Here is a 13,555-nt window from a genome sequence, read left to right as displayed (position 1 = left end):
CTAAGTATCGTGACAAAAGAGACGGAGAAATCCGCTCTGGTAGCGAGTTATCTTCTGGTCGTCGAACCAGAAATACAAATCTCAACGATGAAAACTTAAGGCAGCATCGGGGTCATAAGGTGAGTGCTGGACGCCGTTCCACTAAGAAGAAACGGTATCTCTATAAGCAACATGACTTAGTTCTGTTTGAGGGACGTATTTATCCTGTTGTCGGAGTCCAAAATTTAGGAACTCGCCTCAGCTTAAAACCAGAACCCGAATGTAAGAGCAGGTACAAAACGGCGGCAATCAACAAAGTTAAACCTTTAAAAAGAAGAGGAGGAATCTGTGAGCAACAAGCAGAACTTGGAGAATTCGGGGCATTTAACCCCACAAATTCTCCCGCCATTCCTCTCGACGCCGACAAGCGCGGTACGGCGCGAGGCTCCTGGCGGTTTAGCTGAACGCCCGATGTTGGTTTTCATGTTGGCGTTAATGTGTAAGGTTTCTGGAAAATGTCTTTTTCTGGATTCACTCGCCTCAAATGGTTGCCTGTAATTTGGTATTAGGGTGAGCCATCAAACTCTTTATCAAATAGCGCTTCGATAAAGGCTAAACAGCCGACTAAGTAAGCCATCAAAATCAGTAGTTCTAACATAGTCACAATCTCCTTGATTTACTGACTCCAGTTTTAGGTTATTTGTTCTACACTCTCATCTTCCTTTAGTATGGGGATAGATGCCGTGCGATCGATCTATAAAATTGGTGATTTGTTTGGCTGCAAAGAAGTGATGGTGAGCAACAATCCATGTGATCAAAGTCCGCTAATCTAATGAGATGTATCACGGGTTACATTAAAGGACAGAATGTAGCTCATTCACAGGAATAAGACGCGATATGTCACGTCTGTTAAAAAGTAAAACAACCCTCGCCATTACTCGTTTCCAGGTGGAACCTGGAAATGCCCCTTGAGCGGCTCCAGCCGCTACTCACCGGAGGCAGAGCCTCCCAAGGAGCATTCCTAGGCAGAGCCTAGGAACGAGAGTGAACGAACGAGAGTGAACGAGAGTTCATACTTTACTCGTTAATATGCCAATTTCTTGGAAGATTGGCATCAGTAAATCCACATCCAGTAAAAATACAGTAATCGATGCTTTGTCTTGGGGAATGACGGCTACATGACTGGCAACTTCTAGGGTATCTGCTCGCCGATAGGATTCGGGAAGTAGGCGAATGGCTGATAAGGGTATTTCCATTAAAATGGGTGTGTCAGTTACCGGAATTCCATATAAGTCACCTGTCGTGTTTCTAACCACAATCAAATACCCGCCAGTGCCCGATTCCTGAATCGGGCTTTGCTTAAAAAATCGCCAATACAAGTCTACAACCGTTACTTCGCGATCGCCTAAATGAGCAACGCCGACATGATTGAGCCCACTACTGTAGATTTGGGTGTGATCTACGACTTTATAGACTGACTCAATGCGTAAGGCTAGGTGCAGATTCCCCATGCTGAAAACAATGAATTTTAGGGATGGAGTAACCTGTCTAGATTGGGATAAATCAGTATCGTTGGGTTGAAATTGAGTAACTAATGTTGTCATTTGTCATTCGTCCTTTGTCATTCGTTTCACTGATAACTGATAACTGATAACTGATAACTCTCACCCCCTCAAGAGGGTTGCAATTGCGGCTGTTGTGACTTATTCTGGGTCAAAATTTGTTCGATCGCACCCAAAAATTCTTGCTCTAGATAGGGTTTGGTAAAGTACGCATTTGCCCCTAAATGCCGTGCTAACCAGCGATGTTTATCGTTACTGCGGGAGGTTAACATAACCACGGGAACTTGGGAAATCTGGGGATCTTGGCGACGTTGACCGAGAAATTCAAACCCGTTCATGTTGGGCATTTCAATATCACACACGACTAAATCAACAGCAGAACTTTGCCGCAATTGTTCTAGTGCTTCCCGCCCATCTCGTGCTTGCAATACCCGACATCCGGCTCGTTCTAAGGTGAGTGCTAGTGTCCGCCGTAATGCTACCGCATCATCCACCACTAACACGGTGGGGGCTTTCGCTGTTTGAGCTTTTGTCTCATTCTTGTGAGCAGAACGGGACTCCGTAATACTCACAAGAGTGCGGTTGTTGGATGTGATCGAGATTGACTGGCTACTTTGACCCAAAAGCTGATCCATTAAGACTGCACCGTCAATCACTGGGATTAAACTGCCGTCCCCTAAAATAGTACAACCGTAAGTAAAACTAGGCGGCGCGATCGCACTACCAAAGGGTTTAATCACTAATTCCTGTTCTGTCACCAGACGATCGATTTCTAGGGCGAGAACATAGTGATCTTGACGCAAAACCAGCATCGGTAACGCCCAATCTGTCGGTGATGGAACAGAAACTAAGGCTTGACTAGGACAGGTTTCGGGTAAGGGACAAGCATAGTCCAATAAATCCGTTAACCGATAGGTGGGGACAATTTGACCGCGCCAGCGTAAAAATCGCTGTTCTCCGGTGGTTTTCACCTGATTGCCTTTGGGAATGACAATTTCTTCTACACTGTCTGAGGGTAAAGCCAAGGCGGTGGAACCGACGAAACAGACGAGTAACTTCCCAATGGTTAGGGTTAAAGGCAGACGTAAGGTAAACGTTGTCCCCACTCCAGGGGATGAATGAACCGAAATCGTCCCTTTTAAGGAACGCATCTGCGATCGCACCACATCCAATCCTACACCTCGCCCCGACAGTTCGCTCACTTGTTCCGCCGTGGAAAATCCGGGTTCAAACAGGAATTCAAATAATCGATTCGGCGTCAGCGTCGCCAATTGTTCCGGTGAAACAAATCCCATCGCAACCGCCTGCTGAGTGATGCGTTCAGTATTCAATCCCTGACCATCATCTTTGACCTCAATAATAGTTTGACTTCCTTGGTGATAGGCGCGAATTTCAATTTGCCCGACTTCCGATTTCCCCTGCTGACGCCTTACCTCTGGCGATTCAATCCCATGGTCAAAGGCGTTGCGAAGTAAATGCATTAGCGGATCATAGAGTTTTTCTAATGCCGCTTTATCTACCAGAACATTCGTCCCATTCAATTTCAAATTAACAGATTTTTCATACCGAGTAGACAAATCTCGGATTACACGGGGATAACGGTTGAGAACCTCACCCAAAGGCAACATCCGCGCCCACATCAACTCATCTCGTAAACTGGTCAGCATTTGCCGTTGCTGTTCCAGGGTTTGATCCGATTGCTTGGCAAATAGGGCTACATCATCCACCGATTCTTCTACCTGCACCATATTTTCAATGAGCTGTTGCAGTCGGGAGTTGAGGATACTATAGTTATCTAATTCCAGGGAATCAAACTCTTCGGTGCGACTGACAAATTCACTCAGTTGATTGAGCAGGGCGATGTTGATCTGGGGGTTATAACTCTCAGGTGAAATCAGCATCTTGTCCGAGAGTTCCCGCAAATGACTCACCATGGTTTGCACTCGGCTAAATCGCTCTAATAACTCTCGTACCGATCGTTGCAGTTGTTCGTGTTGCAGGGATAAGCCATTCCGGTTAATCGCTAACTCACCCACCAAGTTATTCATGCGTTCGAGTCGTTCGGAGTCAACCCGCACGGATAGGTGAGGTGTCGCCGTTTCTTTAGGGATTTTCCGGGATACCGATTGATGTTCTTGTTTCTCTGATTTGGGTTGGGCAGATGGATGAGTGGCAGAGAGTTCCTTAGCACCGGGTTTTGAGTAAACGAGGCTACTGGAGTTAAGGGCTGGCGTCGCGTCATCACTCGCCCTTGGTACAGGCAATTCCTCAACCGCAGGTAATTCTTCAAACACTTGCCCAATAGATGCGATCGCGTCTTCCAGGGTTTCTGGAGCAGGTATACTTAGACTCGATGCCGATGCTGCTGTTAATTCCTCCTCCTGTTCTCTTTCTGCTTCTGCTTCCTGGCTTACTTCTTCTTCTTCCTGCCTTCTTTCTGTTTCTATCTCACCAAAAACATCCTCTAACGAGGGAACCCCCTCTTCTAAATCGGCTAAAAGCGGTTCAGCATCAGTATCCAAAGACGAAAAAGACAGCGAGTCGTCGGATGCTGGGAAACCTAACCCAGGGGTCTCAATACTGCTCGGATAAGCTCTAAATTTAAATTCTTCTCCCCCAGCTTCCCCAGCTCCCCCGGCTCCCCCAGCTTCCCCGGCTCCCCCAGCTTCCCCAGCTTCCCCAGCTCCCCCAGCTTCCCCAGCTTCCCCAGCTTCCCCGGCTTCCCCGGCTTCCCCGGCTTCCCCAGCTCCCCCAGCTTCCCCTGCAGGAGGGGTCTCATCAGCCACACCCGCTAACGCCATTAACTTCGGCGATGGCTTACCACCTTGGCTGCGATCGCCGTTGAGTACCGCAAGTCTCCCCGCATCAAAATCGGCAAGGGCGAGTTGAGTAATCTCCAAAGCCTTGTCTGGGTGGGCATTTAGCGCCGTAATTGCCAGGGAAGCGATCGCGCCAAATCCGGGTAGATTTAAAAGTTCGGCAAAACCCGCAAATACATCCGCTTGCGCCCGTAACTCTCCCGCCACCGGATGGTTTTCTGGATCTGCCACCACCTGATACAGTAATTCCAATCCTTGTTCCACATCCACTTCAAAGATGGATAATGCCATATCCACCCCTAATTCTGATGAACTCGGAATAAAATTATCTGCCTGAGTTAACGCATCACCTAAGCTTGCTTCAATCTGCTCAAAAATCGGTTCAGCAATGGCTAACGCTTGCTCTTGATCAAACTGATTTGTGGCAATCTGCTCCATCAATGGTAGACGCAAACAGTCATAAGCTTGCAGCAATTGACTCTCTAAGTCTGTATCAATTTCAACGGTTTTGTCATAGAGTGCCTTAAAAATATTTTCTAGGCGATGAGCGATAGTCTTAATCGCCTCCAATTCTACACTCGCCGCACCTCCTTTTAATGAATGAGCGGATCGCATAATTCCATGAACATTTGCCGTACTACGATCCAGGCGAATTTTAAGCAAACCCGCTTCAATATTCTGGAGAAGTTCCGGTGCTTCTTCAATAAAGAATTGATAGGCTTGATCGCGAATATCGGGGTTGAGTGCCATTTGTCCTTCGTCCTTTGTTCTTTGTTCTCCCCCCTCGCAGGGGGGAATGAGGGGGGTCAACTTCTACTTAAAGTCAATTGGTTCTCGGGGTTGGGTGAATATATGGGAAGAAGCATTGATGTTACCGTGACAACAGATAGTCCCCCATATATTCACCCCTACAACCCTAACCACAAATGACCAATGACTAATTCAACTTAAACTTACCTACGTCAGACTGTAGAGTTTGTGCCACTTTTCGGAGTTGTTCAAACGAGGACGAAACAAAACCCGCTTCTTCTGAGGTTCGGGCAGCAATTTGAGCCACATTCGTCATCGTTTGGGTCACATCTTCGGAGGCTTTGGATTGGACAACCGTGGCTTCAGCAATAGCTTCAACTAATTGGTTAATCTGGTTAGATGCCGTGGCAATTTTGTTCAGAGAAGCACGAGTTTCGTCCACTAATTTTGTACCCGTAACTACCTGTTCTGTACCTGCTTCCATCGCTGCAACCACTTCATTCGTTTCCCCTTGAATTGCCGCCACCAGTTTTTCAATTTCCGCTGTCGCTTCTGCTGATTGCCGTGCCAAGGCACGTACTTCGTCCGCAACCACCGCAAACCCTCGTCCCTCTTCTCCAGCGCGGGCTGCCTCAATAGAAGCGTTCAGCGCTAGCAGGTTGGTTTGGGCGGCAAAGGTGCTAATCAGGTTAACAACCGTGGAAATCTTTTGTGACGATTCACCCAAGTGTTTGACCTTTTTCGCTGTTTCTGCTACAGTTTCACGAATAGCCAGAATCCCTTCAACCGTCCGGTTCATGTTGTTGTCACCTTCTGCCACTGTCTGAGACGCTTCACGCACCGCCAATTCTGCTTGTTCAGCGTGGGAAGCAACCATGCGTACCGTTTCTGCCATTTCTTGGGCGCGGCTGAGGGCGTTGGAAATTTGCTCGGCTTGGCGCAAGGCTTCGTGGGATAGAGATTGAACCGCAACTTCGTTACTGCTCGTGGTTGTCGCCACCTGGGTTGCCGCGTCTTGCACCTGTTCAACAATCTTGCGTAAGTTTCCAACAGTAGCGTTGTACGAGTCAGCGATTGTACCAATTTCATCCGCTGTTACTCGCGCCCGAATGGTTAAGTCACCTTTACTAATCGGGTCTACTTCCTTCAGGAGTTCTAAAGCGCGTTTTTGCAAGCCTTCTTTCAATTCCCGTTGTTCTTGCGCCAGTTTGTCGGTGGTTTCCAGCAGCATTACTCGGTCGATTACCAGTCCAATTTGACCCCCTAACTGTTTGAAGAAGTTGACTTCTGCCGTTTGCCATTCACGGGGAACTGAACATTGGTGCGCCATGATCAAAGCATAAGGCTCACCTTCATGGAGAATCGGCACTTCTAAATTAGCTTTAACACCCAGACGTGCCATTAACTTCTGTTGTTCAGGGGCAAGATCCGTTTCAAAGACATGATTGGTGGCAACAACGCGGGCGTCTTTATACACCTTGCGTTGTTCTTCAGACAGGGTAAGTTCTTCAATCTTGTCATTGAGGCTACGGGGCCAACCCATTGCCACTGATTCAGCCGCCACATAGCTGCTACCATCGGGGTTAAAGCGGAAGATCATCACCCGTTCAGCCTTAAGGATTTTACGGGTTTCCTCAACCGCTTTCTGGAATAGATCGCGGATTTCCTGGGATTTCAAGGTGCGAGAACCTGTAATATCTGCCAGTAAGCGGGCTTGTTCAGCAGCGAGTTCTTGTTCTTGGATAAATACCTCTAACTGACCCGCCATGTCGTTGATGTTTGCACCCAGAGTCGCCAGTTCGTCATCCCCTTTAACCTGTAAGCGAGTATCCAAGTCACCTTGACCAATTTTTGACACCGCACCGGCTGCATCCACAATCGGTCGAGTAGCGGCGTTAGCCACGAACGTCGCGATCGCACCCACCATTAACGCGGCACCACCTGTCCCTAATCCCAGAGTCCAGAGCATGTTCCGTTGCGGTGCAAACGCCACCTCAGTGGGACGAACAATAATTAGCGCCCATTTCAGGTTATACCGTTCAGCTAGGTCTTCTGTGGGAGAGTAAGTAATAACGTCTTCCCGTCCAGTTCGCTGTTCAACAATGGTCAAGATTTCTTCCTGGTTTTGTTGAACTTGACTATACGTCTTGGGAAACTTTTCCTCAAATGTTTGACCCACATCATTAGGATCGTCTGCAGCCACCACGTTACCTGACGAATCAATCAGGTGAAATTCTTGTTGCCGGTCTTGGGTTACACCGAAAATTTTATTCACTCGTTCCATCGGCTCACGGGTGCGGATAATGCCAATGGTTTTACCTGTCACTGAATCCTTAATCGGTGCGGTTACATACAGACCGTACTTGTTAGTCGTTTCAGAGAGCCGTGGTTCCGTGATGTAGATCTGATCCGTTCTCAATACTTCTTGAAAATAGTCTCGGTCAGAGTGATTTTCGAGAATTTCTCCAGAGTCCGATTGGGCAAGAACGTTACCCTGGAGGTCAAACACACCAATACTGTCGTAACCGTCGTACAGTTTCTCATAGGCATTGAGCAGACGCTCCTTTTCTTCCTTGGGTGTAATCTTCGCAATTTCAGCATTATTCAACACCGGAAGTTGTGCCATGACTTGAATGTCACTGTAGCGTTCTGCTATGAACGCATCTAATTTATCTTCCAAGTCAAGTGTGTTCGTTTGTTCGTTACTCACCACTTGGTCATACATCCCGCCACTGGCTGTGAAGTAGGCAGTCGCACCCACAGCTAACACGGGTAACGTTCCAATGGCTAGCGCTAAACCAATCGCTTTACTTCGCAGACTAGACAGCAACCCGCGACCGTTTGAACGCTGTTCTGGCGTTTTGCCCATTGCCTCAAGTGACGACAATTTGGGCAGGGATTGATCTGAAGCCGCAGGCATCCGATAAGGCATTGATGGGGGATAGTCACTCGAATAGGTTTGAGCCTCAATCGGTAGATTTTGCGAGTGGGAACCACGACCATTGGTATCGTGATGGGAATTCGGTTTGGGAGAAAGTCTAGTCATGGATCAAAACCTTTAATACAAAATACGGAGGGGTCGGCAAATTGCTCAAAACTCTGACTGCGATTACAAGCTAGGCAGTCGTATTCAAGAATCAAAGAACAACGAATTGATAGCGCAAAGGTAGAACACCCTGATTTGTAATTGATGAGTTAGAGTGAAAACCTTGAAAACTACTTCTTATTTGTTACGTTACCTCTTAAATAGATTGCTTTGGCATCGATGCAATAATCGCTTTTCCATCAATAATCACTAGCATTTCACCATTATTTTTCAACCAGTACCCGCGCAAGAATGGCACCAGTTCCGGGGTAACACTAGCAGAGGGAGGAGATTGAATCCAATCGATATGACACCATTCAATATCTTCAACTCGGTTAACCACCAGTCCTAACATTTCACTATTGCCATGGGTGGATGTTGATTCTTTGGTTGTGGCTTGCAACACAATAGCTGTATAAGCTGAACCACTAGCAGCTTGTTGATACCACGGCGTAAGTCCAACTAAATGACCTAAATCAACCATCCATAAGACTTCACCCCGCCAATTGTAAGCCCCCATTACCCAAGCTGGCATTTGAAAAATCGGGACAATTTGACCTCTGGGAATCGTCAATACTTCAGTCAGTTGGTGAATGGGTAATAAGGCGGTGGTATCTGGTAACAAATGAAACCGCAAAAACTGTTCATTTTCCTGGGTAGAAGAACCCGATAATTGTTCTTGGGTTGGGATAGTGAGTAAGGAATTATTTGAGCTGAGTAAGATGTTGGACATTGACATTCTCTACAACTTAGGTAGTGTGAGGCTCTTGCTCATGTACTTCTCCCGGTGAGAAAGATAGTTACGCTGCGTGTAGGCTTCGCAAACGCACTACTTTTGCCAAAATGAGTGCGCCCACGTTCTATCTTTGATCAGCTTCTAATCAACTGTTTCACTGTGCGTACAAGTTCTGCCTGATCAATTGGTTTAGCAATGTAGGCATCAGCCCCTTGTTTCATGCCCCAAAATTTATCCATTTCGCCACTTTTAGTGGAGCAAATAATCACCGGGATGCTTTTGGTCTGAGCGGTATCTTTAATATCTCGGCAAACCTCAAATCCACTCCGACCGGGTAGAACAACATCCAGAACAATTACATCAGGTTTTTGGGTGCTAAGTTTGCTCAGTGCTTCTTCACCACTATCAGCCGTTACCACCTTGATTCCTTCTTCCTGTAAGCAGCGACTAATGACTTGTAAATCGGTCAAGCAATCTTCAACAACTAAAGCAGTCCCCATAGTATTGACCTCATGAAAAAAAGAATGGAATGTGGTTAGTCTAGATTAATCATTAGATTTTGGATTTTCTTTCGGTACATCTCAGGATTGATTCACTTAAACTCAATCCAGTAATGACCAATCTAGACTAAATAAACATTAAGCCTATCTCATCGTCAGTTGTTTGACGGTACGCAGTAATTCCTGTTGATCAAGGGGTTTAGCGAGATAGGCATCAGCACCTTGTTTCATGCCCCAAAACTTATCCATCTCGCCGCTTTTGGTCGAGCAAATCACAATCGGAATTTTGCTGGTATCAGCAGCAGCTTTTAAATCGCGACAGATTTCAAATCCACTCATACCAGGAAGTACAACGTCTAGGACAATGACATCGGGTTTATGGGTGTTTAATTTTTCCAGGGCAGCTTCACCACTGTCAGCCGTCAATACGTTGATGCCTCCTTGCTGTAAACAACTGATGATAATTTGCATATCGGTGGCAGAATCTTCAACAACTAGGACAGTTCCCATGACAGTTACCTCGTGTAAAACAATAATGGATGGTTGTGATTGAGTACTCGTTGTTAGTCCGTGGTTTTCACTAAGACAAATGACGAATGACTAATGACTAACAACAGTCTGCTTAAGATGCTTGCTAATAACATTGAGTACAATCCCGGCATCAATGGGTTTATTCAAGAAATCTGATGCACCGACTAATTTGGCTCGAACGCGATCGACAATGCCATCTTTTCCGGTCAAAATCACAATCGGTGTATTTTGGAATGCTTGCAATTTGCGTAATTTGGCGCAAATCTCATAGCCATTAGTATTTGGCATCACCAAATCGAGAAAGATTAAATCCGGTTTACGAGCAATTAAAAGCGCGATCGCACGCAAGCCATCGTCGATGACTAGAGCTCGATAACCACTGGCGGTGAGTAGTTTGTCCATGGTGTGGCAAACCAAGGGACTGTCATCTACACAAGCAATTAGTGGCTGGATAGATTGTGTAGTGGTGGCTGGAGGTTCTGAACTCTCTTGCTTCACCGGATTCGGTAAATCAGGGATAGAAACCAACTCCACCAATCCCCAGCGAATATAAGGCAACAGAGAACGAGTCACTTGCAAGACATCCCGCTTCATCTGCACCGCCACATCCCGCAATGTATGTTTCCCGTCTAAAAGTTTGCTCAGGAGTTGGTAAACTGCATCTGAAGTACGGGCTTGCAAGGCTTGTGGTTGTTTAATAATTGGTGCAAAGTTAGGAGAATAGTCCGCCACCAAATCGTGATGCCAAGCTTGCCATTGCTGATTAGCCTGTGCGATCGCAGCTTCTACATCAATGACCGGAAGTTGGGCTGTAATGGTGTTATCTTGTTGGATTTGGTAGGTGGTTTGCTGGGCGTGGGCAATATCAAACAAGACTTCCGTAATTACCGATTGAATTAGGTGAGTCACCTGTTCATCTGTGATTTTCTGTTGCTTTGCCCATAAACTCAACAGGTAATATTGCCAAGAGGTTTTACAGTCGGCTTGATTAAATCCGGCTAAATCACGCTGTATGGCTAAGCGATCTGCCTTTAAATGAGGGCTATGGGCGGCTACATTTCTCAGCCACCTTCTCACCGGATGAGTTCCACCGGTGGCATACATCAGATGACCTTGGCATAGAAAAAACAACCATTTTTGATTGTCTGGACTCGTCAATATCAGATGACCGCTAAAGCGAATCCGTTTTAATGTTTGAATAAATTGAACTTGTTTAGACGCAGTAAACAAGCTAAAAGAAACATTCGGGTTGAGGACTTTAACGGTCATGACGGCACTATATTTATGACGAGTTAATGGATCTAAGACTGCTCTGCTACACCCTATTCACTATTTCGACTTATCCTGATTCCTGGCTATTTAATTAATAGCACTTTGAATAGGGTCTTGTGGGCAAAGCTCTAATAGTTTTATAAAAACTTTTTTCCCTTTTCAATAGAGGAAAAATGTCATACATTATTTTTATGTATTACGCTTATCTATTTACTTTGGTAGTTAGATATTCTTTGATGTAATTATGTCCATAATTCATAGATTTCTCCTAGAATTACTTCGTATTAAATCGTATGACGTTTTGGGGAAAACAAGATAAAACGAGAGGGAAGTGGCAAAATACAAATGTAAACTTTTGTCTAGTGTATGACAACGATTGCAAAGATTCGATGAAGCGATGAACCCAATCCTGACGAGCCAATCACCTTGGCGTTTAATTCCCCCTCTGTGCCTCCCCGGACAGATTCAGATGGCAATTGACCAATGGCTTTTGGCAAAGCAGCAGGAGTGCAAGGTTGTAGGGGCGGGTTTTACCGATAACTTGGCTAAACCCGCCCTTGTCGGGAACCAGGGGGGCAAAGATGCTGGGGAGAGTTTGCCGCTTTGTACTCGGAATTCTCCAGTGCTGCGGTTTTACACCTGGGAATCCGCCACAATTTCCCTAGGATATCATCAATGTCGTTGGTCTCCGGCTTGGCAAAATCTGACCTGGAAGGGAAAACCGATTCCCCTAGTTCGACGCCCGACGGGAGGACGAGCTGTGCTACACCAAGGTGATTTAACGTATATGGTGGTGACTTCAGGACTCAGCAATAAGCGCCTTGAGGCATATCAGCAGATTTGTGAATTTTTGATTCAGGGATGGCGATCGCTCGGTGTCGATTTGCACTATGGTAAGGCGGGACGAGATTATCGCCACAATCCCAATTGTTTTGCCACGGCTACTGGTGCAGATTTGGTGACAACTGAGGGGTATAAACTGATTGGCAGCGCTCAGTTGCGACGCAGCAATGCCATATTACAACATGGTTCGATACGCTTAGAGCCAGATGCTCAGTTATTTGCTCAGGTGTTTGGTGAACCTTATGCTGTAAATTTACCTCTGACTCAGCGAGGGGATGATTTAAGGCAAACGGTGATAGAAGCGCTGACGCAAGCCGCAGCAGATTGTTTTGGTGTGGAGTTTGTTGTACAACCGTTATCGGATCTGGAGTGGCAAGAAATTTTAGCTACATATCCGGGGCGGGTTTAGTCGCATTCCTTGTGAGGTAAGTAAACGATAATAGTAAAACCCGCCCCTACACAGGCGCCATGATAGATAAAGCGAAAAAAAGATGACAAATGGTTGATCGAAACTGGCAGCAATTTGCCTTACTTTTAATTGATGTGCAACAGGATTTCTGGAATCCGGAATTAGAGCAAGGGTTTCCAGATTTCCAGTCAAATATTGCTCGTCTGCTCCGCTTCTGTCGTCAAGAGGGACTAGAGGTGGTGCATCTGCGGGAAGTTTTTAACCCCGATGGTTCAGATTGGTTACCACGATATCGTTTGCGGGGACGTGCGGTTTGTGTGCGGGGAACGCCGGGAGCCGAGGTGTTAAGTGTGGCGGCGGCGCAGTCTGGAGAAATGGTTATGGAAAAGCAAACCCAAGATGGGTTCCATCATCCTCCGTTGCTGGATTATCTGCGCTCTAGGGGGAAAAAATACATCCTGACGGCGGGATTGGTGACATCGGTTTGTGTTCTGTTAACCGCCGCTTCCGCCTCTCAGTTGGGGTTCTTGGTTACCGTGATTTCTGATTGCTGCGCCGATTATCCCGAAGCTCACGCGATCGCACTCCGTCGTTACCAAGGCTTTATGCTTGGGTTAGCCCGTCTTGACGAACTCCCAAAACGGTGGGAAGAGTGGGTTGCACAAATTGAGCAGTTAGCTTGACAGCAGGGATGGGGGGGATTGCTAGGGAAACGCGATCGCCTTCTGATACCATGTCCGTCTCAACAATTATCATTTCCTTCTACCTTGCCACCTTGCTCCTTACCTTCTGCCATCTGCCTTATAAATTGCCAAAACTTCACAAATTTCTGTATCAAATACTACTCTTAGGGGAGCATTTCTGCTTTTGTTCGTGGTATTTTTGAAGTAGGGGTTATACCTCAAGTGAAGCCAAAGGAATGTTTACCTTCACCAACCTTGCCCTAAAAGGGACAAGGATTGACCAAGCCAGTTTGGACAACGTAAGCGGTGAATAGCTCGGTTTGAGCCTAGTTCTGGCACAGACTTCCGAATACTTCCCTAGTTCGGACTAGCCTCTAAGCCTAATT

9 protein-coding genes and 1 pseudogene are annotated in these 13,555 nt (G+C 46.4%); 3 read left to right on the top strand and 7 right to left on the bottom strand.

The genetic code is table 11. The features are described 5' to 3' along the window. Positions 1 to 443 (top strand): annotated as a pseudogene (locus RID09_RS19400) (hypothetical protein); the annotation flags it as partial. A 606-nt stretch (positions 444 to 1,049) separates the two neighbouring features. Here RID09_RS19400 and RID09_RS19395 read toward each other — a convergent pair. The 7 genes from RID09_RS19395 to RID09_RS19365 form a co-directional block, all read right to left on the bottom strand. Beyond that, on the bottom strand, positions 1,050 to 1,583 hold the full coding sequence (locus tag RID09_RS19395; protein ID WP_446337565.1) for a chemotaxis protein CheW: 534 nt from the start codon (positions 1,581 to 1,583) through the stop codon (positions 1,050 to 1,052). Between the two features lie 68 nt (positions 1,584 to 1,651). After that, complete coding sequence (locus RID09_RS19390; protein WP_446337564.1) at positions 1,652 to 5,110, bottom strand: response regulator; 3,459 nt, start codon at positions 5,108 to 5,110, stop codon at positions 1,652 to 1,654. Between the two features lie 187 nt (positions 5,111 to 5,297). Continuing rightward, on the bottom strand, positions 5,298 to 8,156 hold the full coding sequence (locus RID09_RS19385; protein WP_446337563.1) for a methyl-accepting chemotaxis protein: 2,859 nt from the start codon (positions 8,154 to 8,156) through the stop codon (positions 5,298 to 5,300). 196 nt (positions 8,157 to 8,352) lie between these two features. Beyond that, positions 8,353 to 8,928: a chemotaxis protein CheW gene (locus RID09_RS19380; RefSeq protein WP_446337562.1), complete on the bottom strand. Its 576-nt coding sequence runs from the start codon at positions 8,926 to 8,928 to the stop codon at positions 8,353 to 8,355. Positions 8,929 to 9,065: 137 nt separating this feature from the next. After that, positions 9,066 to 9,431, bottom strand: a complete 366-nt coding sequence (locus tag RID09_RS19375; protein ID WP_446337561.1) for a response regulator transcription factor — start codon at positions 9,429 to 9,431, stop codon at positions 9,066 to 9,068. A gap of 144 nt (positions 9,432 to 9,575) precedes the next feature. After that, positions 9,576 to 9,941 (bottom strand): response regulator transcription factor, encoded by a 366-nt coding sequence (locus RID09_RS19370; protein WP_446337560.1) that lies wholly within the window; start codon positions 9,939 to 9,941, stop codon positions 9,576 to 9,578. Between the two features lie 90 nt (positions 9,942 to 10,031). Then, a complete protein-coding gene (locus RID09_RS19365) occupies positions 10,032 to 11,231 on the bottom strand; it encodes a response regulator (RefSeq protein ID WP_446337559.1) in 1,200 nt (399 codons plus the stop codon). 400 nt (positions 11,232 to 11,631) lie between these two features. Here RID09_RS19365 and RID09_RS19360 point away from each other — a divergent pair, with 400 nt between their 5' ends. Together RID09_RS19360 and RID09_RS19355 are read left to right on the top strand one after the other, a co-directional pair. After that, positions 11,632 to 12,486 carry a lipoyl protein ligase domain-containing protein gene (locus RID09_RS19360; RefSeq protein WP_446337566.1) on the top strand — a complete coding sequence of 285 codons (855 nt, stop codon included), beginning with the start codon at positions 11,632 to 11,634 and terminating at the stop codon, positions 12,484 to 12,486. A gap of 89 nt (positions 12,487 to 12,575) precedes the next feature. Further along, entirely contained in the window at positions 12,576 to 13,169 is a 594-nt protein-coding gene (locus RID09_RS19355) for a cysteine hydrolase family protein (protein ID WP_446337558.1), read from the top strand. Positions 13,170 to 13,555: the final 386 nt, after the last annotated feature.

Origin of the sequence: Coleofasciculus sp. G1-WW12-02 (assembly GCF_040219735.1) — a bacterium.
GTDB lineage: Bacteria > Cyanobacteriota > Cyanobacteriia > Cyanobacteriales > Coleofasciculaceae > Coleofasciculus.
Note: the sequence above shows the minus strand (reverse complement) of the source record. Positions and strands in the feature narration are given on the sequence as shown.

Bases quoted from the DNA above. Each gene is read 5' to 3' on its own strand.
- RID09_RS19395 (WP_446337565.1), bottom strand. From the start codon at position 1,583: ATGACAACATTAGTTACTCAATTTCAACCCAACGATACTGATTTATCC.
- RID09_RS19390 (WP_446337564.1), bottom strand. From the start codon at position 5,110: ATGGCACTCAACCCCGATATTCGCGATCAAGCCTATCAATTCTTTATT.
- RID09_RS19385 (WP_446337563.1), bottom strand. From the start codon at position 8,156: ATGACTAGACTTTCTCCCAAACCGAATTCCCATCACGATACCAATGGT.
- RID09_RS19380 (WP_446337562.1), bottom strand. From the start codon at position 8,928: ATGTCCAACATCTTACTCAGCTCAAATAATTCCTTACTCACTATCCCA.
- RID09_RS19375 (WP_446337561.1), bottom strand. From the start codon at position 9,431: ATGGGGACTGCTTTAGTTGTTGAAGATTGCTTGACCGATTTACAAGTC.
- RID09_RS19370 (WP_446337560.1), bottom strand. From the start codon at position 9,941: ATGGGAACTGTCCTAGTTGTTGAAGATTCTGCCACCGATATGCAAATT.
- RID09_RS19365 (WP_446337559.1), bottom strand. From the start codon at position 11,231: ATGACCGTTAAAGTCCTCAACCCGAATGTTTCTTTTAGCTTGTTTACT.
- RID09_RS19360 (WP_446337566.1), top strand. From the start codon at position 11,632: ATGAACCCAATCCTGACGAGCCAATCACCTTGGCGTTTAATTCCCCCT.
- RID09_RS19355 (WP_446337558.1), top strand. From the start codon at position 12,576: ATGGTTGATCGAAACTGGCAGCAATTTGCCTTACTTTTAATTGATGTG.